The 20,855-nt window shown below is 42.9% G+C and carries 20 protein-coding genes; 12 read left to right on the forward strand and 8 right to left on the reverse strand.

Going from position 1 to position 20,855, the window contains the following annotated elements; translation table 11 throughout:
- Window positions 1–38: 38 nt before the first annotated feature.
- Window positions 39–626, reverse strand: a complete 588-nt coding sequence (gene orn, locus ACTQ9S_RS12105) for an oligoribonuclease (RefSeq protein ID WP_068034827.1) — start codon at window positions 624–626, stop codon at window positions 39–41.
- Between the two features lie 226 nt (window positions 627–852).
- Here orn and rsgA point away from each other — a divergent pair, with 226 nt between their 5' ends.
- From rsgA to secB, 4 genes are all read left to right on the forward strand, one after another.
- Window positions 853–1,956 (forward strand): ribosome small subunit-dependent GTPase A, encoded by a 1,104-nt coding sequence (gene rsgA / locus ACTQ9S_RS12110; protein ID WP_068034826.1) that lies wholly within the window; start codon window positions 853–855, stop codon window positions 1,954–1,956.
- Between the two features lie 137 nt (window positions 1,957–2,093).
- Window positions 2,094–2,549, forward strand: coding sequence for a rhodanese-like domain-containing protein (locus tag ACTQ9S_RS12115; RefSeq protein WP_068034825.1), 456 nt, complete (start codon window positions 2,094–2,096; stop codon window positions 2,547–2,549).
- Between the two features lie 258 nt (window positions 2,550–2,807).
- Window positions 2,808–3,071 (forward strand): glutaredoxin 3, encoded by a 264-nt coding sequence (gene grxC, locus ACTQ9S_RS12120; protein ID WP_068034824.1) that lies wholly within the window; start codon window positions 2,808–2,810, stop codon window positions 3,069–3,071.
- Window positions 3,072–3,256: 185 nt separating this feature from the next.
- Window positions 3,257–3,709: a protein-export chaperone SecB gene (secB, locus tag ACTQ9S_RS12125; protein WP_068034823.1), complete on the forward strand. Its 453-nt coding sequence runs from the start codon at window positions 3,257–3,259 to the stop codon at window positions 3,707–3,709.
- Window positions 3,710–3,936: 227 nt separating this feature from the next.
- Here secB and adk read toward each other — a convergent pair whose 3' ends face one another.
- The 6 genes from adk to ACTQ9S_RS12155 all read right to left on the reverse strand — a co-directional run bounded on the left by adk (window position 3,937) and on the right by ACTQ9S_RS12155 (window position 10,969).
- Window positions 3,937–4,593, reverse strand: a complete 657-nt coding sequence (adk, locus tag ACTQ9S_RS12130; RefSeq protein ID WP_350655951.1) for an adenylate kinase — start codon at window positions 4,591–4,593, stop codon at window positions 3,937–3,939.
- Between the two features lie 199 nt (window positions 4,594–4,792).
- Entirely contained in the window at window positions 4,793–6,073 is a 1,281-nt protein-coding gene (gene ccmI, locus ACTQ9S_RS12135; protein ID WP_350655952.1) for a c-type cytochrome biogenesis protein CcmI, read from the reverse strand.
- Window positions 6,070–6,555 carry a cytochrome c-type biogenesis protein gene (locus ACTQ9S_RS12140; RefSeq protein ID WP_440455122.1) on the reverse strand — a complete coding sequence of 162 codons (486 nt, stop codon included), beginning with the start codon at window positions 6,553–6,555 and terminating at the stop codon, window positions 6,070–6,072. Before ACTQ9S_RS12140 ends, ccmI begins: the two co-directional genes overlap by 4 nt.
- A 68-nt stretch (window positions 6,556–6,623) precedes the next feature.
- On the reverse strand, window positions 6,624–7,283 hold the full coding sequence (locus ACTQ9S_RS12145; RefSeq protein ID WP_440455070.1) for a DsbE family thiol:disulfide interchange protein: 660 nt from the start codon (window positions 7,281–7,283) through the stop codon (window positions 6,624–6,626).
- A 1-nt stretch (window position 7,284) separates the two neighbouring features.
- Window positions 7,285–9,300: a heme lyase CcmF/NrfE family subunit gene (locus ACTQ9S_RS12150; RefSeq protein ID WP_440455071.1), complete on the reverse strand. Its 2,016-nt coding sequence runs from the start codon at window positions 9,298–9,300 to the stop codon at window positions 7,285–7,287.
- Between the two features lie 334 nt (window positions 9,301–9,634).
- Window positions 9,635–10,969, reverse strand: a complete 1,335-nt coding sequence (locus tag ACTQ9S_RS12155; protein WP_440455072.1) for a hypothetical protein — start codon at window positions 10,967–10,969, stop codon at window positions 9,635–9,637.
- Window positions 10,970–11,556: 587 nt separating this feature from the next.
- On the opposite strand from ACTQ9S_RS12155, the gene mrdA reads away from it, so the two are divergent.
- The 8 genes from mrdA (at window position 11,557) to scpB (ending at window position 19,571) form a co-directional block, all read left to right on the forward strand.
- Window positions 11,557–13,548 carry a penicillin-binding protein 2 gene (mrdA, locus tag ACTQ9S_RS12160; RefSeq protein WP_068326330.1) on the forward strand — a complete coding sequence of 664 codons (1,992 nt, stop codon included), beginning with the start codon at window positions 11,557–11,559 and terminating at the stop codon, window positions 13,546–13,548.
- A gap of 12 nt (window positions 13,549–13,560) precedes the next feature.
- On the forward strand, window positions 13,561–14,247 hold the full coding sequence (gene rsmD, locus ACTQ9S_RS12165; protein ID WP_440455073.1) for a 16S rRNA (guanine(966)-N(2))-methyltransferase RsmD: 687 nt from the start codon (window positions 13,561–13,563) through the stop codon (window positions 14,245–14,247).
- A gap of 211 nt (window positions 14,248–14,458) precedes the next feature.
- Window positions 14,459–14,887, forward strand: a complete 429-nt coding sequence (gene rplM, locus ACTQ9S_RS12170) for a 50S ribosomal protein L13 (RefSeq protein ID WP_068034815.1) — start codon at window positions 14,459–14,461, stop codon at window positions 14,885–14,887.
- Window positions 14,888–14,897: 10 nt separating this feature from the next.
- A complete protein-coding gene (gene rpsI / locus ACTQ9S_RS12175) occupies window positions 14,898–15,284 on the forward strand; it encodes a 30S ribosomal protein S9 (RefSeq protein ID WP_068034814.1) in 387 nt (128 codons plus the stop codon).
- A 271-nt stretch (window positions 15,285–15,555) separates the two neighbouring features.
- Window positions 15,556–16,647: an LpxL/LpxP family acyltransferase gene (locus ACTQ9S_RS12180; protein ID WP_440455074.1), complete on the forward strand. Its 1,092-nt coding sequence runs from the start codon at window positions 15,556–15,558 to the stop codon at window positions 16,645–16,647.
- 135 nt (window positions 16,648–16,782) lie between these two features.
- Window positions 16,783–17,862: a tryptophan--tRNA ligase gene (locus ACTQ9S_RS12185; RefSeq protein WP_440455075.1), complete on the forward strand. Its 1,080-nt coding sequence runs from the start codon at window positions 16,783–16,785 to the stop codon at window positions 17,860–17,862.
- A 219-nt stretch (window positions 17,863–18,081) separates the two neighbouring features.
- Window positions 18,082–18,903 carry a segregation and condensation protein A gene (locus ACTQ9S_RS12190; RefSeq protein ID WP_440455123.1) on the forward strand — a complete coding sequence of 274 codons (822 nt, stop codon included), beginning with the start codon at window positions 18,082–18,084 and terminating at the stop codon, window positions 18,901–18,903.
- 110 nt (window positions 18,904–19,013) lie between these two features.
- Window positions 19,014–19,571, forward strand: a complete 558-nt coding sequence (gene scpB / locus ACTQ9S_RS12195; RefSeq protein WP_440455124.1) for an SMC-Scp complex subunit ScpB — start codon at window positions 19,014–19,016, stop codon at window positions 19,569–19,571.
- A gap of 25 nt (window positions 19,572–19,596) precedes the next feature.
- On the opposite strand, the gene ACTQ9S_RS12200 is transcribed toward scpB, so the two are convergent.
- Entirely contained in the window at window positions 19,597–20,808 is a 1,212-nt protein-coding gene (locus ACTQ9S_RS12200; RefSeq protein ID WP_440455076.1) for a DegT/DnrJ/EryC1/StrS family aminotransferase, read from the reverse strand.
- Window positions 20,809–20,855: the final 47 nt, after the last annotated feature.

Below are 20,855 nucleotides of genomic sequence, written 5' to 3' on the forward strand. Positions count from 1 at the left end.
AACAGACCCTTTTTTTGACTATCTAAAATCACTTGATTCTAAGGGATTAATTTAAAGAAATGCTGACGATAATGCTTTAGCTCACGAATAGAATCGCGAATATCGTCTAACGCTAAGTGACTGCCACCTTTTTCAAAGTTCTTTAAGATATCAGGGCGCCAGCGGAAGCATAGCTCTTTAATCGACGAGACATCAAGATTGCGATAATGGAAGAACTTTTCCAGTTCGGGCATTTGACGCGCCATAAAACGGCGATCTTGGCAAATTGAGTTGCCACACATTGGTGATTTGCCACTATCGACCCACTTGTTCAAAAACTTAATAGTTTCAGCTTCGGCCTCTGCCAATGTCACTGTGCTACGGCGTACACGATCAACCAATCCTGACTGGCCATGTTGCTTGGTATTCCAGTCATCCATTTTATTTAAGGTTTGATCCGATACTTTAATCGCAAACACTGGCCCTTCGGCAAGGACATTTAAATCTTCATCAGTAACGACAGTAGCAATCTCGATAATCTCATCGTTTAAAGTATCAAGTCCGGTCATTTCTAGATCAATCCATACCAGCCCTTTTTTGCCTTGGTTTCTGATTCTAATCTTATTGGGATGGTCATCGGTACTCATATTTTGTCCTATGGTCAATAAAGTTTGAAACAACTTTGGAGCAATGTTAACTAAATAAATGACATATAAATGGTCATGCTTAAATAATTTTTTTGCGCTTAGTCATTCATAATGTCTAAAAAAACCAAAACATTACAAAACCACTGTCTGGTACAGGCGCTTTAGGCTGTATGTTAGCAAATTTTCACGCTACACTTAGAGATATTTTTTAATAGGTTCAAAACCCATGGCATTAATCCGGCAACGCAAGCTGACTAAACAACAGATTCGTCGCATTGACAAACAACAGCTGGCAAGTCAAGACAGCATAGATGATAGCTTGATGGATGGCGTGGTCATGGCGCATTATGGCAAGCAATTAGAGGTACAGGTGACCAGCTTGCCAGCCGACATACCAGTGCAGCCTGAAGTCGCACCCGATGACCCTGAGCCATTTTGGCAAACGCTTGCTTTAGGGGATATATGGCGTTGTCATGTGCGCACTAACTTGCCAATGCTATCAACTGGTGATCACGTGCGCTGGAGTGCCGATCCCAATACTGGCTTTGGTCGTATTGAGTCCGTACAACCACGCACTTCTCTTGTCTCGCGTCCAGATCGTTACCATAAGCTTAAGCCTGTTGCAGCCAATGTCGATATTTTGGCCATTGTATTTGCGCCGCTACCTGCTGCTGCGCCGACACTCATCGATCGCTATTTGGTCGTTTGCCATCATGCTGGCGTGAAGCCCTTATTAGTATTGAATAAGGCGGATTTGTTGGTACAAGAGAGTTATGCAGACACCAATGACTTGCTCGTACAGTATGCTGCTCTTGGTTATGAAAGCGTACTTACTTCGGTCGACTGTCCTGAGAATATCGCCGATAGTACTGAGCAGCAAGGGCTTGGCGAGTTAAAGCGTTACATAGATAAAAAACTGGTTATCTTTGCGGGTCAGTCTGGTGTCGGTAAAAGTAGCTTAATTAACGCCCTGCTACCAGAATCGGCACAGAGCGTAAATATTATTTCTGAAAACTCAAAACTTGGTCAGCATACCACGACGACCAGCCGCCTATTGCCATTTAATCCAGATGATCTTACCCAAGGCGGTATTGTCGATACCCCTGGTATTCGTGAATATGGTATTTGGCATTTGACCCCTGATGATGTGATTTCAGGCTTCGTTGAACTTGCGCCACTGGCTGGTGATTGCCAATTCCGTGATTGTCGTCATACTCATAACAGTAAAGGCTGTGCGTTATGGAGAGCCGTTGCTGACGGTGAAGTACTGCAGCGCCGTGTTGAAAACCTCATCACGTTACGAATAGAGGCTGATACCAAGCCTTACTAGGTATTGCTTACTATTAAAACTTAGGTTAGCTATCGCACGTTTACTATGGATGTCCTAATCGGTATAATAGCGCCTTGTTCGGTAATACTGGGCTGTATTCGCAGTTTAGTGGAACACTAATTTTTTGGAGGTTTGGTTTGGATCGTGCGCTTGAATTTGTGGGCAACCACCCGTTTTTATTTGGTATCTTAGCAGTACTTGCCGTACTGTTCTTTGCCATTGAAAATAAACGTAGCGGCAAAAAAGTGTCGCCCAATACCCTCGGCATGATGGTCAACTCTCAAAACGCGCAGCTTATCGATATTCGCGCCAAAAAGAAGTTTACCACCGGCTATATCCAAGGCAGTCGTAACATCCCTTTTACAGAGCTCAAAGATCATTTAGATGAAATTCGTGCAATTGAACAGCCTGTGATTATCATTTGTGATATGGGTGTACAAGCAGGCGCGGCTATTCAGATGATTGGTAAAGACAGTGTTTATCGTCTAGAAGGCGGTGTTGGTGGCTGGCAAGGTGCGGGCATGCCATTAGTAGGATTAAAAGATGCTAAGCCTAAGAACAAGGGCAAAGCGAAACCTAGCTTGCACAAATAGTTCTACATCAACACGCCTTAATAAAATGCATTATTAATAAAAAGACATGACTCTCAGTTGTGTCTTTTTTTATGGACAACCCTCAAGTGATAACAAGTCACTTAAGAACTTATATAACCTTTTGCAGCGAGCTGGCTTGAATTTATCACCCTCATCCCCACTTTATAATGAGCATAATCAAATACACACTAGTCATTAACCTATCTAAATCAGGATAATAGACAAACTACACGACATAAAGTCAATTAAGGATATCTTATGACTGCCTCAGTTAAAGTTTATACTACGCCTATCTGCCCTTACTGCTCAAACGCTAAACAATTACTAAAAAATAAAGGCATTGAGTATGAAGAAATTGGTATGCATGATATGAGTAGCGATGAGCGCCGCGCATTGATGCAAAAAACCAATAACTATCGCACTGTGCCACAAATTTTCGTCGGTGATACTTTCGTTGGTGGTTTTGACGAGCTCAATCAAATGAACCAGCAAGGCAAGCTTGACGAGCTATTAGCCGGTTAATCTGCTACATTAAGCAGCTTACAGAATAGTGGCATTGGCTGGCTCTGGTTAATATAAATATGATATTGACCAAGCGATAGCTGGCTATTGTCATTTCCACACTAGCTTGTAATAATGTAGATTGCAACTTAACATTGCTATCAAGACATTAACGACACATTGCATTACTTATTTGAGGAATTATCATGGCTGAAGAACAAGCACAACCACAATTAGCACTAGAACGTATCTACGTAAAAGACATGTCACTTGAAGTGCCGGGCGCTGGCGTATTCACCAAAGAGTGGAACCCTGAGCTTGATATTAACCTATCAAGCAATGCCGAAAAGCTAGATGACGATCATTATCAAGTAATCTTGACTGTGAGCGTTACCGCTAAAAATGCTGAAGAACCTGCTTTTATTGCTGAAGTTCATCAAGCTGGTATTTTCTTACTAAAAAATATTCCTGAAGATCAAATCGGGCAAATTTTAGGTGCTTATTGCCCTAACGTTTTGTTCCCTTACGCTCGTGAAGTCATCAGCGACATCGTGACTCGTGGTAGCTTCCCGCAATTACTGCTTGCTCCAGTCAACTTTGACCAAGCATATGCACAGAGCCAACAGCAAGCGCAAATTGATGCTGAAGGTAATGCTTAAACTTTAAAATAAAGTTTATATTTTAAAAAAGCCATCTCCTAACTTAGGTAGATGGCTTTTTTATGTATTGCTTTTAATAAATTCCTATCATTTTTCTAATGACATTATTTATTGTAGTTGGATTTTTATAGCTACTATTTATATCTACTACAAGACATTAAAAAACCCTGCCAATAAGCAGGGTCTTCGTTAGTATAATTCAGTATACAGAATATCCGTAAAACGAATTAACCTTTTAACGCTGACAATATCTGCTGCTTAACATCATCAATAGCTTGCGTGCCATCGAACTTGTCATATTTAGGCGCATTCTCGCCCTCTTTGGCTTTATCTTGATAAAAACCAACCAAGGTTGACGTCTGCTGATGATAAGTTGCAAGGCGCTCACGAATAGTAGATTCTTTGTCATCTTCACGTTGGATAAGTGCTTCACCGGTCACATCGTCGATACCATTTTGCTTCGGTGGATTATGATCGACATGATATACACGGCCTGAACCTGGATGCTGGCGACGACCAGATAGGCGCTTTACGATCTCATCATCAGGTACACTGATCTCAACTACATGATCGATGGCAACATCAGCGTCTGCAAGCGCTTGAGCTTGGGGAATGGTACGCGGGAAACCATCAAGAATGCAGCCATTAGCACAATCAGGCTTAGAGATACGCTCTTTTACTAGGTTGATGATAAGATCATCAGAGACCAGTCCACCTGCATTCATAATGCCTTCAGCTTGTTTACCAAGCTCGCTACCTTCTTTAATCGCTGCACGTAGCATATCGCCAGTCGAGATTTGCGGGATATCAAATTCTTTAGAGATAAACTGTGCTTGAGTGCCTTTACCGGCGCCAGGTGGACCTAGCAAAATAATACGCATCATAATACGTCTCTCCTTGATGGATGGGATTTGGGGATTGGTTAATTGCGTGAATGCCGGATATACCTTACCTTGTGGCTTTATAAAGCTCAAGTATTTTTAGTACTAGTGTCGCCTGTAGATATGACTTATCTGTTCATGTAACGCAATTGCACGCTGCAGCAATACGCTACAGCGCTTATGTCATGAGGCTTTTCAAAAGTTACGGTATCTGCTGATTTATTTCAACGTTAACTTGTTTTTGATCGGCACTAATCACGACTGGGTTGCCAGATAAGTCCCCTGACTCTGCACTTGCATTACCACTATGGCTAATACGAGCAATAACAGCCAGTTGAGTTTTTGCCGCACGTGCCGATTGTATCGTCCGCTCAGGCATCATAGCATCAAGATCACTTAAGCTAATACTGGCCTCACCTTGCTGAATCACACTAATAGGCAAACGCTTGGCTGCAAATGGTGGGCCGCCATTAACATCACGAATGGCAACAAATAGTACGTCATCGCCTTTGACTAATGGTAATAAGCTAGAATTGACCTTCACCGTTACATTAACACCCTCAGCCGCTTGTTGCTGCTGTGCTTTCACATTGGCACTTAGCTCATCTAGGCTGGTCAACGCTTTTGTATGATCACCCGGCTTGGCAGCAATACTAGCACGTAATCTCTGAATCCAGCCTTCTGCCTGCTCAAAGTTACTAGCACGTGCTTCACCCATTGCCATCAGCATCTGTGCGCCCTCATGCTGTGGGTTGTTGGCTAATACATCTTGTAGTACGCGACGACTAGTAGCATCTAGCTGGCCTTCGTTCGCAAAAAAGCTAATCTGCGCATAAGTGGTCGCAATCTCTTCATTATCAGGAGATAGACGATATGCCCTAGATAAAGCTTCTAATGCAGAGTCAGTCACTTCAAGCGATAAAAACAGCTCTGACAAGCGCATCCAGCGATTAGGGTCATCAGCATGACGATGGACGTTGGTCTGCATAGCCGCAATCAGCTGACGGCCATCTTCAATAGCCCACTCTGGTGGCTGATCAATCTTACCAGTCAATAAGTCGTCAGCTACTTGGCCAACTTTATCTTCTGCTTGCCATAGCTCAAATACTGGTGTGCGATCGCTAATCAATAAATACGCCATCGCTGCCAATACGGGTACCCAGATAGTAATTATTAAACGGCTTTTGATACCAGGGTTCACCATCGGAGCTGCTTCACGCTGGGCATCTAATAGCTGGCGCTCAAGCTCAAGCTTTTGGTTTTGGTAATGGTTATCATCAATGGTGCCGCTGTCTTTGTCGGTTTTAAGCTCCGCTAAACGTTCACGGAATACTGCCACGTTAATATCTAATAGTTGGTTATCTACGGGCTTATTTTTTATGCGCGTAGCGCGTAGCCATGGTGTAATAACGATGACAGCAAGTATCAATGCGATGAGTAAGCTTAGGGCAATAAATAAGCCAGCAGTAGAAAATACGGTCATTTTTTGTCCTCTGTGCTTGTGATGTCATAATCAGTGCTATTAGTACGTGATAATAGACGATCCAGTTCAGCCTTTTCTGCAGGGGTTAAAGCAGCGACAGTACTATCGACTATCGTACCGCTATCACCACTTGCTACCAGCTGTCGACGTTTACTCTGCCAAAACCAGCCAGTAATCAAAACGATCAATAATAGTGGCGGAAAAAACCATAATATCCATGTTGACGGACGTACAGGTGGCTTATAGGTAATAAAATCACCGTAACGCTCTTGCATATAGCTGCGTATTTCAGCATCACTGCGCCCATCTTTAACAGAATCGTAAACTTTTTGCTTTAAGTCCTGCGCAATAGGTGCATCAGACCCTGCAAGGTTCTGGTTTTGACATTTAGGGCAACGCAGCTCCTCGATGAGACCACGATACTGAGCTTCTTGCTGCACTGAGTCAAAGTCATAAACATCGATTGCCGCATAAGCGGTCATGCTGAGTAGACATGCCAGTACAAAGCTTACTAGCCTTAACACTGTAGCGGTTCTTATCTGAGCAGCCTTCATTTGCATGCCTCCCCAACCTGACTTGGATCTGGACGATTACCATTTTTGTTAGCCTCATTGAGTACTGTCAAACAAGGCTTAATGCGTTCTTGCCAATTGGCTTCATTAACTTCACCAATGATATGCTGACGGATGATGCCGTCCCCATCGACTGTAAAAGTTTCAGGTGCGCCTGTCAGACCTAAGTCTAAAGCAAACTGACCTGACAGATCTTGAATAGACATTGAAAAAGGATCGCCACCTCGGTTCAAATAGCTGAATGCATCACCAATATCATCTTTATAATTAATACCTACCAAATTAACACCACGCTCCTCTAGCTGCATAAGAAACGGATGCTCAATGATACAAGTTGGACACCAAGAGCCCCAAATGTTCATCAAAAACGGCTCATCAGGTAAATTATCATTAGTCATGATACGGCTAGTATCTGCTAATAATGGCAGCTCAAAAGTAGGAACAGGACGCTCAAGAGCCATATTCGCTACAATATCGGTAGGCTTACCTAAACGCATATAAAGCATTACCATCAGTCCTAAGAACACGATAAGTGGAATTAGAAACCATACTTTTAATTGCTTTTTTTTGATAGTTTTATGACGGCGTTCATTGTCATTCTGCTTATTGGGATTAGTGGTATTATCTGATTTATCCATCTTACTTCTCCCCAAGCGTTGCTACAGGTATTGCTGTACTAGCTACAATATCATCAGTAACCTGATGCGGCGCTTTGGTTTTTTTGATGCGATAGCGTTTATCAAACATGCTAATCAGCGCACCTAAAGCCATAATAATTGAACCTAACCATATCCAGCGAATCAAAGGTTTCACGTAGATACGCACGGCCCATTGGTTACTATCTTCGGCGATCGGCTCACCAAGCGCTACATATAAATCGCGCATGAGACTGGCATCAATGGCCGCTTCAGTCATCGGCATCATACTAATGATATAGGTACGTTTTTCAGGATATAAAGTCGTGACAGCACGTCCGTCTTTAGTTATCTCAACCTCGGCTTGAATAGCATCAAAGTTGCTACCTTTGACCTCACGGAAGTCTCTCACGGTAAAATCATAACCTTGGACGTTGACGGTATCATTTGGCCCTAATGCCACATCACGCTCGATACTTAAGCTACTGGTAAAGGCAACCCCAATTACTGCGATTAAAACCCCAATATGAGCAGTTTGCTGGCCCCAATAGCTAAGACGTACTTGACGTAGACCATTCATCATATTTGGTGCGTTTTTAGTCTTATCTCTAAAATCAATAATCATCCATAGTAGTACCCAAAAGCTTACAGCTAGGGTTACGCCGATATTAAGCATAGATGATGGATGGACGAAATAAGCAATAATCGCTGCTAATACTAGGCTGCTGACTGCGATGACCATACCGACGCCCAACAATGGACGCTTGTCTTTTTTCCAGCGAATATTAGAGCCCATACCCATTGCGACTAGTAGCAACCAAGTCAGAGGTACAAATAATGCATTAAAGTAAGGAGGGCCGACTGATACCTGACCTAAATTGAAAGCGTCTGCAATGATCGGATAAAGAGTACCAAGCAGCACGACTAATGTGGCAATTAAAATAATGGCGTTATTGATAACCAAAAACGACTCACGTGAAATCAGCTGATATTGACTCTCAACTGTCAAGCGCCAACCACGTATTGCAAACATTAATAGACCACCACCCACGATAATGCCGAGAATGACCAGAATGACTAAACCACGTGTCGGATCGGCGGCGAATGAATGCACCGACGTGATGACCCCTGACCGTACCAAAAACGTTCCTAGTAAACTCAGCGCAAAAGCGAAAATCGCTAGCATGATCGTCCATGCTTTGAATACACCGCGCTTTTCAGTAACCGCTAACGAATGTAGCAGCGCAGTACCAGCGAGCCACGGCATCAATGATGCGTTCTCTACTGGATCCCAAAACCACCAACCGCCCCAGCCAAGCTCATAATAAGCCCACCATGAGCCTAAGGCGATACCGATGGTTAAAAACCCCCAAGCAGCTAGTGCCCACGGACGTGACCAACGTGTCCACACCGCATCCAAGCGCCCTTCCCACAATGCTGCCATACAAAAGGCAAACGGCACGACCATGCCCACATAGCCCATATACAGCATAGGCGGATGAATAATCAGACCAAAATCTTGCAGCACAGGGTTTAGATCTGCACCATCAACAGGTATGTTCGGTAAGGTACGATTAAATGGTGATGAGGTAAAAATCAACATCGCTAGCATCATCATCTGTACCGCTGCCAAGATGACTAATACTCGTGCTCGCATTGATAACGGCAAACCGCGGCTAAAGTAAGATACTAGCGCGCACCATGTCGCCATGATGGTCATCCACAGCAGTAGAGACCCTTCATGCCCGCCCCAAGTTGCCGATAATTTGTAATACCAAGGCAACAAAGTGTTGGAGTGCTGCGCGACATAGACAAGGCTAAAATCATTGTAATAAAAGCCTGCCATCAACGCTGAAAACGATACTATCATCGCGGCAAACTGCGCCCAAGCCAAACTTGGGGCCAGACGCTGCCAAGCGACTTGGTTGCGCATAACGCCAATAGTTGGTAATACTACCTGTAAAATAGCCAACACAAAGGCGGCCAGTAAGGCAAAATAACCCAATTCTGTGATTAACATACAATCTAACCCTGTTTACCCTAATACGGTCATAGTTTACTGTGGCGGATTGGGCTTTTTATTGGTTTAAAAGCACCTATAGCCTGCCCATTAAAAATCGCTACAACGGTAACCTCGCTAACCACAACAATGTATGGCTTGCGCTCAGCTTCCTTGTAACGACATTATCTTGGATTGACTATATAACTTAATATTGTTTTATAACTTAATGCTGTTTTTTTTCATGTTAGTTCATGTCTTATATTATTCTAAGTCTATAATTGTAAAGCATATTTTCTCTTGATATCTTTTTTATTATTTTTCTCTTTCTCTTTTATTATTATCAAGTTATCTGCTATTGCACCGCTGGAAAGAACACCAAAACAAGGTGTAACCAACCTGCCAAAAATCCAGTCAAGCCGCCTAATACAATTAATGTCATCTCATCTTCACGAAACGCTGGACGTAATAAGTTTTGAAACTCATAAGGTGACAAGGCTCTGATACGATCGCGAAACAGACCGAATATTTTACTGGCACGACTCTCATTAAGTTCAGGATCTCGTAGCGGCACCATGGTAGCAGTAATCGACTTATCAATGATCGTATTCTTTAATTGACCATATTCACGGCGACCCAGCCCCATACGCAAGGTCGTTCTGACCACTGGCGACTCTAACACTTGATAAAGATGCGACTTCATCAGCTCACGCGTTAGCGCAGCACGATCACCATACATCATCTCATTCATAATGTTCTCTAGAGTCACTAAATCAGTAACAACAATCTCAGCGAAAACCTCAGACACTTCTTCTTGACGCTTCATAAAGCCGCCTTGGAAACGGAACTGAGCGATATGTGGCAGCCTTGGCTTAATAAACGGAAAACCAGCACAACGTTCAAAAACCTTTATATAAGGGATAAAATGCGGCTCTACTGGATTAAATACCATCCAAATTGCAATCCAGTTAGTCAGTAAGCCCCAAACAGCCGCGAAAAACGGTACCGTCCAATGCTGCGGTACAACTAAGAAAATAAACATCTGAATAATGCCAAAAATCAACCCGATCAAAGCACTGATATGCCAAATAAAGTTGATCTCACGTTGGCCAACCTTTAAAAACATATTGACCATTAAACGTCGATCGCTTTCCATCTTATTGACGATCATCTGACGCATATCGACCAAATCTTCGACATGGTAAGTCAAATCAGTCACCAACGACTGCATAATCTCTGGTAGCTCTTGATGCGCTTGGGCATAAATACGGCGCTTTAGAGCATAAGGCAGGTTGCCCCATAGCGCCCCTGAATGCTCAAGCATAATTTCGTCAATGAGCGGCTCAATATTTTTATCCACTGTATCAGTAATAAAAACAGCCATTTGCTCAGGTTCCATCGCTTGAACAAACTCGTCTAGTGAGCCAAGCTTTGAGAGCGTCTGATCAACGATAACCCCAGATATCTTGCCAGCTTTACGTGGGACAATACCTTGCCAGCCAATTCCAGGTAACCCAAAAAAAGGGAAATTAGGTATGCGAATACCCCAAAACTTAATGGGGTAAAACAGCATTTTCAATGCCATCCATACATGCAACCATGTGACAAATGCGGTCACTGGTGGAATGGTCAGCATGGCAAAAAATTCTGGATGCTCAGCGAGCGTCTGCCATATTGAGGTTGCGACCATGACTCTTTTTACCTCTGACGTAACGATTATCGTTAATCTGTTGTCTTTTGTTAGAGTTATTAAGAAACGCTTAGGGTCTGTTACACATTCAAGTATTAGGACTGCCAGTACCACATTTGAATGTGCAACAGATCCTGATAAAAATAGCGCTTTAATGACAATTAAACACTATAAAATAAATCGCCTGATTTTAGCATACTTGCCATTTATTAGCACATATCCACCCTAGTCAAGTTGTGACTAGAGATGACAATATCATCTGTCCAATTTGTGTCTGATACCAATTATCGAGTGCATACAATGGCCTATGAGCAATGCTGTCACTAGCATGTAAGAAGCACATAAGAAATAAGTTGGCAAATTCAGCGTAACTTATTTCATTCTGTTATAATTTGTCCCATAGTGACAACGTCAATATATACTCAAACTTATGCTTAATTATTGTCAGACTACCTATACTATGTAATTGAAATTGTTGATTTTATCATTTTTATATGACTAGCACTTGACCTAATGACTGGTAACATTATTCTCTCTATTAGGGTAATTCCTTCTTTATCCACTGCGCTCATTGGTACTAACTTTACATGAATAAATCGCTTATCCCAGATGCCGAAAATGTTAACCGCATTTTTACGCGCCGTATTCTCATTTTTGGTTTGTTAATTTTTTTGGGTATGTGTGTGTTATTACTGCGTTATGGATACCTGCAAGTGTATGCGCATGACAAATACAAGACTCAGGCAGACAATAATCGTATCAAGCTCATATCTGCACCGCCAAGCCGTGGCTATATCTATGATCGTAATGGTATTTTGCTCGCTGACAATCAGCCTGTATTCACTGCCATGCTCAGCCCCGATGAAGTAGAAGACCCAGAGCGTACTTTAAACTTGCTTGCCCCTATTTTTGACTTAACGGATACTGATATTACTGATATTTTGGCGCGGTTGAGTAAAAGCAAAAATGATCCGGTGACCGTCAAGATTGATTTAACAGATAAGCAACTGGCACAGTTTAGTGAGCGTAAACCGTTTTTCCGTGGCGTTACCATTCAGAGTAAACTGACCCGCTCCTACCCCTACGATGAGCTATTCGCACACGTTATCGGCTATGTTGGGCGTATCAACGACAAAGAAACTAAGCGTATCGATAAAGATCGTTATGCTGGCACTGACCTTATCGGCAAAATTGGTATTGAAGACTTTTATGAAGATATTTTGCTTGGCCAACCGGGCTACCAATCGGTAGAAACCGATGTCCATGGTAATATTCTGCGTCAATTAGATACCAAGCCGCCAGTTTCTGGTAACGATATTACCTTGAGCTTAGATTATGGCTTGCAAACGATCGCCCAGCAGCAGCTTGACGGTCGCCGCGGTGCCATTGTAGCGATAGATCCAAAAAACGGTGACGTACTCGCATTTGTGAGTAATCCAAGTTACGACCCTAACCCTTTTATTTCTGGCATTTCCTTTAAAGATTATGGGGCGCTACAAGATGATCTTGATCAGCCCCTCTATAATCGCGCCCTACAAGGTATGTACCCGCCTGCCTCTACCATTAAACCATTTGAAGGTTTAGGTGCGCTACACTATGGATTGCGAGATTGGAATACGACTATCTATGATCCCGGTTATTTTAGCTTACCTGGTGACTCGCATCGTTTTCGTGATTGGAAACGTGGCGGTCATGGCTCGGTAGATTTAAAGAAATCTATCGTCATGTCAGTCGATACTTATTATTATAAACTCGCTTATGAGATGGGTATCCAGCGTTTACATGATTGGATGGTGCGCTTTGGTTTTGGTGAAGAGACGGGAATTGATTTGCCCAATGAGAAGTCTGGCATTATGCCCTCACCGAAGTGGAAAAAAGACACCTACGATAAAGGCTGGCTACCAGGTGAGACTATCTCTGTCAGTATTGGGCAAGGCTACTTCCTAGTCACACCGCTACAGATTGCTAATGCGACTGCTATGACGGCTAACAAGGGCTATCATATAACGCCGCATTTGTTAAAAGACAGTGATGGTGCAGCAGAGGTCAACGTCATTACCAAGCCCGATGGTAAAATTGATTATAATGGCAAGCCCTCTGACTGGACGCGTATGCATGATGCGATGGAAGAGACGGTCAAAGCTGGTACTGCTCGCGGTATTTACACGCCGCGCTACCGTATCGCTGGCAAGACTGGTACGGCACAGGTTAAATCTATCGCTCAAGGTAAACGCTACGATAAATCTGCGATAGACAAGCGCCATTGGGATCATGCTTGGTTTAATGGTTTTGCCCCTGTTGAAGACCCACAAATCGCTCTCGCTGTATTGGTTGAAAATGGTGGCGGCGGTAGCGCAGTAGCGGCTCCCATCGGACGTGCTCTATTCGATTATTGGGTATTACAGCGCAAAAGCGACCCCATCTTGCCACCAACTCCTGATGAGTTAAAAGCTATTAAACGCCAAAAGGCATTGGACAAAGCCGCTCGTGATGCCATCCGCGACCAAGAACAAGCACGGGCAGAAAAATTAAAAGAACAGACAGAAGCGGAAGCAGCAACCACTACAGCGACCGAATAAAGAATAACAATTATGAAAAAAACAACGACAAAAGCATCAGCATCGCGTAGCACCAAGCGTAATGCGACTCATAAAAAACCAGTTTCTGCTGGTAATGTGCGTATTATCGGCGGGCAGTTTAAACGTCGTAGCATAAATTTTATCGATGCTGATGGCTTGCGACCGACCCCAGATCGCTTGCGGGAGACGCTGTTCAACTGGCTACTTTCCGACATGCATGGCGCACGTGTACTAGATAGCTGTGCAGGTAGCGGGGTGTTGGGCTTTGAGGCGTTATCTCGCGGCGCGGCGCATTGCACCTTCATTGAAACCAATCAAGCCCAATACCAAATGCTACTGCAAAGCGCGCAGCAGTTGAACATCGATACTGATAGCTATCAAGTTTTTAACGGTAAAGCTGAGCAAGTCTTATCTCAGAATAGTAATTTCAAGCATCCGTTCGATATCGTTTTTATTGACCCACCCTATGCAAAGGATTTATGGCAACCCATTTTAACTGCCTTAATTGAACAGTTATTAATTACGACAGAAACGCTGATTTATTTAGAAGCTGATAAAGATTTAAATAAACAATTAGCTGAATTGATCGAGTCTCTTAGCTTATTACCTGCAATGCAAGGCTTAAAAAGGTTTGAATGTCTCAAGCAGACCAAAGTCGGACAAGTTGTCGCTGGACTTTATCGTCTATCATCGTCATAATTGTCTGGTTAATAAAAACGATTAACAAATTTTACAAATGTTTAAAACCGCTAAAAAACTGGCCAACGCTGCAGTTTAATGTATATAAGGCGAAAATAAACCCCAATGCAGCTTGCAAGCGTAGGCGCTACTGCTTATAATGTGCAGTCTGTTTTTTGAGAGCCCCGTTCCCAGCTAAACTCTCAACGAATTCTAATTTTAAGGTTTTATCATGAAAACACTTAGTGCAAAACCAGCTGAAGTGACCCATGACTGGTATGTCGTAGATGCTGACGGCAAAACCCTTGGTCGCTTAGCCACTCAAATTGCTACTCGCTTACGTGGCAAGCATAAGACTTCTTATACTCCGCACGTAGATACTGGTGACTTTATTGTTGTCATCAACGCAGAAAAAATCGCGGTAACGGGTAAAAAAGCACAAGATAAAAAGTATTATCGTCACAGTGGCTACCCAGGCGGTATTAAAGAAACCAACTTCACAAAGCTGATTGCACATAAGCCTGAAGATGTTCTACACAAAGCAGTTAAGGGTATGCTTCCAAAAGGTCCTCTTGGCTATGCGATGATTAAGAAGCTAAAGCTATATGCAGGTACTGAACATCCACATACTGCACAGCAACCTAAAGAACTAGACATCTAAGGAGTCACTTATGGAACGCAATTACGGAACTGGTCGCCGCAAGACGTCTACTGCTCGTGTCTTTTTAGCGAAAGGTACTGGTAGCATTGTCGTTAACGGCAAGCCACTTGATGAATATTTTAGCCGTGAAACTTCACGTATGGTTGTTCGTCAGCCATTAGAGCTACTTGATTCTTCTAACGCATATGATTTTTTTATTACTGTTAAAGGTGGTGGTATTAGTGGTCAAGCGGGCGCTATTCGCCACGGTATCACTCGTGCACTAATCGAGCTTGACGATACTAACAAGCCTGCGCTAAAAGCAGCTGGCTTTGTTACTCGTGATTCACGTCAAGTTGAACGTAAGAAATTGGGCCTACGTAAAGCACGTAAACGTCCACAATTCTCAAAACGTTAATCAAAGCTATCTCTTATTTTCTTGCTGTTATTGTCTTTATCTCAGAGTTACAGTAACAGCAGCAAGTAAAAGAATAGATTTGCAAAACCTTATAAGCTGGTCACAGCTTATAAGGTTTTTTTATGCGTATTGGAAAAAGCCGTTAAATATTTGCCTTTCTATAAACACGCTTTGATAAAACTAACTTGCAAACAGGCTACCGCTACCCCATCATCATAATAACTTTTCATCATTAGCCCGATGCTATAAACCTGTGCTGCAAAAGGACACTATGAAAGCGCCCGAACAATACGATCCAAGTAAATCATCCTCAAAGAGTAGCACGCCGCCGCAGAGCATGCAGCAGTCTGCTAAATCGCCAGCAATACCTATCGGTACACCAACAATTACGCAAACTCATAAACGTACTGCGCAAGCAGAAAAAAAGCCGTTTCAGTGGCAGTTTTTATTGCCTAAATACTGGGGGATTTGGCTGTTATTGGTTATTTTTCTACCGATGATATATCTACCGCTACGTTGGCAGTTTTGGTTAGGTCGTAAGCTCGGTATTTTGATTTATAAAGTTGCAGGCTCGCGGCGACGTGATACGCTGATTAACTTAAGGCTGGCTTTTTCAGAGAAGCCGGAAGCCGAGCGTGAATTGATGGCCAAGCAAGTCTTCGTCAATCAAGGTATTGGTGTATTTGAAACCTTATGCGCTTGGTTTCGCCCTAATGTCTTTACCCGCACTGTCTCTATTTCGGGCTTACAGCATTTAGTTAATGCTCAAAATGAAAATCGTCCTGTTATTTTATTAGGCGCACATTATACGATGCTCGACTTAGGTGGCTTGTTTTGTGCCCAATTTTTTCCCTTAGACTGTATGTATCGTACACAAAACAATCCTCTACTCGATTGGTTTATTTATAATGGTCGTACCAATATTTTTGGCAAGCAAATCTCCAGTCGTGATATGCGCAGTTTAGTCAGCTCTATCAAAGCTGGACATGTGATTTGGTACTCTCCCGATCAAGACTACGGTCTTAAGCAAGGCGTGATGGCACCATTTTTTGGCGTGCCAGCAGCCACTATCACGGCTTCGCGGCGTATGGCCAAGTTAGGCGACAAGCAGCATCCACCAGCGCTAATGGCACTGCATACCTATCGGCAAACGCCAGATAATCTACCAAGCGGTAAAAGGCCACATTATCATCTAACGATTACACCAGAACTGGATAACTATCCAAGTAATGATGAGGTCGCTGATGCTACACGCGTCAATGAAGTGCTAGAAGGATTGGTTCGTATTGATCCAACTCAGTGGATGTGGTTTCACCGTCGCTTTAAAAATAGCCCTGAAGGTCGTACCGATATCTATAAGTAGGCTTTTATTCCTAAGAAAATAACTGGGAAAATTTGCTATACTTTGCCCCATTAAATCGAGTCGTTTACTCAAGTGATTGATATCACATTAACGATAATCGAATAAACCAAAAATTAAACCAACAACGGATTTTTCATGAGCAATCAAACTGACGCACCTATAGATACACCTACAAAAGAAACCAAACGTATTCTAACGGGCATTAAACCAACGGGCATTCCACACTTGGGTAATTACGTTGGTGCGATTCGTCCAGCGATTGAATCCATTCAAAATAGTGATCATGAAGCATTTTTCTTTTTGGCAGATTATCATGGCATTATCGGCTGTTATGACCCTGCTATCATTCATGAGTCAACCAAAGCGATTGCTGCGACTTGGATTGCATGTGGCCTTGATCCTGAGCGCGTAACTTTTTATCGTCAGTCAGATGTACCTGAGATTTCTGAGTTAGCTTGGATTTTAAATTGCTCATGTGCCAAAGGGTTAATGAACCGGGCGCATGCTTATAAGGCTGCAGTCGATATCAATACAGAAAAGGCAGACGTCGATCCAGATCAAGGGGTTACGATGGGCCTGTTTGGTTATCCCGTCCTTATGGCAGCAGATATCTTGATGTTTAATGCTACCCATGTGCCAGTAGGTCGCGACCAAGTACAGCATATTGAGATGGCACGTGATATTGCCGGTACCTTTAACCATCGTTATAAAACCCTCTTTACGCTACCCTCAGCGGTCGTTGATGAAGACATCCCGCTACTAACAGGGCTTGATGGTCGCAAAATGAGTAAGAGCTATAGCAATACTATTCCTCTATTTGGTGAACCTAATCCGCAAGTCAGTCCTGAAAAGCAGATGCATAAAGCTATTATGAAAATTGTGACCAACTCACAGCTTCCTTCCGAGCCAAAAGATCCTGATGACTCTGCTATCTTTGAGATTTACAAAGCCTTTGCTACTTCTGAAGAGATTGCTGATATGCGTGCGCAGTATGCCGCAGGTATCGGCTGGGGTGATGCCAAGCAAGTGTTGTTTGACAAAATTAATAACGAGATTGCGCCATTCCGTGCTCGTTATGAAGAACTAATGGCCAATCCAAAAGAGTTGGAAGAAATCTTACAAATGGGCGCAGACAAAGCTCGTCGCCATAGCCGTAAACAACTAGACAAAACTCGCCGTGCCATTGGTATCCGTCCGCTTGCCAAACTTAAATAGTGGCTTAATATAAACAATTGTTTTGTATGAATAGTCATATGGCTCAAACAGCCATTTGATTATCATAACTTGTCGTAATCAGGGCGGATATTAAACGTGCAGACTGAGCTAGAAAACAAACAATCGGCTTTGCCAAAAGCTGTCTTGTCTGCAGCCGTGAATCGAGCCTCTGAGTCACTATCTAATGACAACGAACATGATGGCTCAGTTATCCACGACATGTCTCTGCGCATTTATCAGACACCAGTGCAGCAGCTGCCTGAAGATCTCTATGTGCCACCGCAAGCGTTTGCTATTTGGCTAGAACAGTTTGCTGGGCCATTAGATTTTTTATTATATTTGGTCAAAAAAAACAACGTCGACTTGACACAAATGCCAATATTGCCTATCACAGAGCAGTACTTGGCTTATATTAGTGAGTTGGATACAGAGCATTTTGAGTTAGCGGGTGACTATCTACTGATGGCCTCGACATTAATTGCGATCAAAACGGAGCTGCTACTACCTTCGCCTGAAACGCTTAGCGATGAGTGTGATCCAAAAGCAGAGCTGATTGAGCGTCTTGAAGAGTATGCGCAAATAAAAGCAGCAAGCCAGCGCTTGGACAATCTAGTCCGTCTTGAGCGCGATGTGTTTTTAGCGATGGTGAGTATGCCTAGCCAAGACATTATGAATGCTGAATTACCGAACTACTCACCTACCTTATTAATCGATAGCTTGTTTAAAATGCAGCTACAGCCAGACTATCAAATGCATACCATCAAGATCGATGCGGTACCACTTGCTGACCGTATTGCCAGTATTAGTAGGCAATTAAGCACTGATGGCATGCGCTCCTTTTATGAGCTACTAGATAAAGCGCAAGGTAAGATAGGTGTGGTAGTCAGCTTTGTTGCGGTGTTAGAGTTGATGAAGCGTCAGCTGGTTGGTGTGGTAAATGCTGATTCAAATATAGATACTACTGTAGCAAATACTGCTGATGTTAATCATTCTGCAATAGACAATCAAATCGGGCAGTTAACATTACAGTGGCTAGCTTAATCGTTTTTTACTTATTTATTTACACAGCATAATTAAAAAAGAGCCGTTTTCTAATGACAGATATTGACGATACAAAGCACAGTGCTAAAGGACAAAAACCGGTATCGGCAATGTTACCTTCTTCTGTTGAAGAGCATCATCATTATCTTGAAGATTTGAGCAAACATATTGAAGTACTGTTGCATGCGTCAGAAGCACCACTCACTGCGAACGCCATCAAGAAGCATTTATCTTTATCTAATAAAGAGTTAAAGCAAGCTTTAGAGTTATTACAGCTACGCTTGGACGCTGGTGTTTTAAGATTGCATGAGACTGCCAGCGGTTATCGCCTACAAATAGCGGATAGTTATAGTGCGTTGATACAACGCGTTTTTCCTCAACGTCAAGAACGCCTGAGCCAAGCATTGCTTGAGACTCTGAGCGTCATTGCCTACAAACAACCCGTGACACGCAGTGACATCGAATATGTGCGCGGTGTGACCCTATCTAGCAATATATTGCGTCAGTTGTTTGACAAAGGCTGGATAAAGGAAGATGGCTATAAAGAAACGTTGGGTCGTCCAGCCTTGTTGCATACTACAGCGCAATTCTTAGATGCATTCGGACTGACTAATTTAGAAGAGCTGCCACCAATGCCGGATATATCAGCTATTGGTGGCGAATCTTAAGTTCTAATTAATATAATGGCAAATATTATGCTTGAATTGAGCTGTCTATTTTAGCAAATACCGTATTTATTGCCTGAACCGTTTTTTCGATTTCGACTTCGGTAAGTGTTGGGTGTACTAAGAACATTAAGCTAGTCTCTCCAAGTTCCTTTGCAACAGGCAACCTAGTTTCAGGGCGCAATCCTGTGCCATCGAATGCTTTTTCTAAATAAACCTCAGATGCCGATCCAGAAAAACAAGGCACTTCTAGCTGACTGATTTCCTCGATAATACGGTCCCGTGACCAACCTTCAGGCAGGTTATCAGCATTTACATAAACATATAGCTTATAGTATGCATGCTTAGAATCTGCAAACGCTGGGGTTTCTTCTAGCTTTGGCGCATGTAAATAACCTTTATCTTCCCATTGAGTACACGCCTGCAAGATCGCTTGTGCATTGTCAGTACGCTTAGTAGTCCAATCTGACATTCTCTCAAGCTGAATACGTCCTATTACCGCTTGCATCTCAGTCATTCGCCAGTTAGTACCGAAGCTCTCATGTAACCAACGATAGCCAGGTGGATGCTCTTTTTCATACACAGCAGCGTAGCTCTTACCATGATCTTTGTACGCCCACATCTTACGCCATAGATTTTCGTCATTAGTAGTGACCATCCCGCCTTCGCCACCAGTAGTCATAATCTTATCTTGGCAAAAGCTCCATGCGCCAATGTGACCAATACTACCAACACTACGGCCTTTATAGTGAGCGCCATGCGCTTGTGCACAGTCTTCAATGACGTATAGATTATGCTTATCTGCAAGCGCCATCATGCCATCCATGTCGCATGGCCAGCCTGCTAGATGCACGCACACGATGCCTTTGGTTTTGTCTGTTATAACCGCAGCGATCGTTTCTGGAGTAATGTTACCAGTAGACTCATCAACATCAGCAAATATAGGCGTAGCGCCCGCATTGACCACACTAGAGATACTAGCGATAAAAGTACGCGGAGTAACAATAACTTCATCACCTACGCCGATTTCTAGCGCTTGTAAAGCCACATCCAATGCTAAAGTACCATTGCCCAAGGCTATAGCATACTTACTATCTGACCAATCAGCGAATTCTTGCTCAAATTGACGACACTCTTGGCCTGTCCAGTAGTTTACTTTATTAGACAGTAGCACTTTACTGACAGCATCAGCCTCTTCTTGGGTAAAACTTGGCCAAGGTGAAAAAGGTGAATTTAGCATGTGACTTCCTCATTGTAGTATTGGAAATTAATTATTAATAATTTTTA

It is taken from the genome of Psychrobacter sp. ASPA161_9 (assembly GCF_051970275.1).
Lineage (GTDB): Bacteria > Pseudomonadota > Gammaproteobacteria > Pseudomonadales > Moraxellaceae > Psychrobacter.

Excerpts from the sequence above, each read along its gene's own strand:
- ACTQ9S_RS12155 (WP_440455072.1), bottom strand. The coding sequence starts at position 10,969 with ATGGTCGCAACCTCAATATGGCAGACGCTCGCTGAGCATCCAGAATTT.
- grxC (WP_068034824.1), top strand. The coding sequence starts at position 2,808 with ATGACTGCCTCAGTTAAAGTTTATACTACGCCTATCTGCCCTTACTGC.
- rsgA (WP_068034826.1), top strand. The coding sequence starts at position 853 with ATGGCATTAATCCGGCAACGCAAGCTGACTAAACAACAGATTCGTCGC.
- ACTQ9S_RS12150 (WP_440455071.1), bottom strand. The coding sequence starts at position 9,300 with ATGTTAATCACAGAATTGGGTTATTTTGCCTTACTGGCCGCCTTTGTG.
- ACTQ9S_RS12145 (WP_440455070.1), bottom strand. The coding sequence starts at position 7,283 with ATGGATAAATCAGATAATACCACTAATCCCAATAAGCAGAATGACAAT.
- rpsI (WP_068034814.1), top strand. The coding sequence starts at position 14,898 with ATGGAACGCAATTACGGAACTGGTCGCCGCAAGACGTCTACTGCTCGT.
- rplM (WP_068034815.1), top strand. The coding sequence starts at position 14,459 with ATGAAAACACTTAGTGCAAAACCAGCTGAAGTGACCCATGACTGGTAT.
- rsmD (WP_440455073.1), top strand. The coding sequence starts at position 13,561 with ATGAAAAAAACAACGACAAAAGCATCAGCATCGCGTAGCACCAAGCGT.
- ACTQ9S_RS12185 (WP_440455075.1), top strand. The coding sequence starts at position 16,783 with ATGAGCAATCAAACTGACGCACCTATAGATACACCTACAAAAGAAACC.
- scpB (WP_440455124.1), top strand. The coding sequence starts at position 19,014 with ATGTTACCTTCTTCTGTTGAAGAGCATCATCATTATCTTGAAGATTTG.
- ACTQ9S_RS12200 (WP_440455076.1), bottom strand. The coding sequence starts at position 20,808 with ATGCTAAATTCACCTTTTTCACCTTGGCCAAGTTTTACCCAAGAAGAG.
- mrdA (WP_068326330.1), top strand. The coding sequence starts at position 11,557 with ATGAATAAATCGCTTATCCCAGATGCCGAAAATGTTAACCGCATTTTT.
- ACTQ9S_RS12190 (WP_440455123.1), top strand. The coding sequence starts at position 18,082 with ATGTCTCTGCGCATTTATCAGACACCAGTGCAGCAGCTGCCTGAAGAT.
- ACTQ9S_RS12180 (WP_440455074.1), top strand. The coding sequence starts at position 15,556 with ATGAAAGCGCCCGAACAATACGATCCAAGTAAATCATCCTCAAAGAGT.
- ccmI (WP_350655952.1), bottom strand. The coding sequence starts at position 6,073 with ATGACCGTATTTTCTACTGCTGGCTTATTTATTGCCCTAAGCTTACTC.
- adk (WP_350655951.1), bottom strand. The coding sequence starts at position 4,593 with ATGATGCGTATTATTTTGCTAGGTCCACCTGGCGCCGGTAAAGGCACT.
- secB (WP_068034823.1), top strand. The coding sequence starts at position 3,257 with ATGGCTGAAGAACAAGCACAACCACAATTAGCACTAGAACGTATCTAC.
- orn (WP_068034827.1), bottom strand. The coding sequence starts at position 626 with ATGAGTACCGATGACCATCCCAATAAGATTAGAATCAGAAACCAAGGC.
- ACTQ9S_RS12140 (WP_440455122.1), bottom strand. The coding sequence starts at position 6,555 with ATGACCGCTTATGCGGCAATCGATGTTTATGACTTTGACTCAGTGCAG.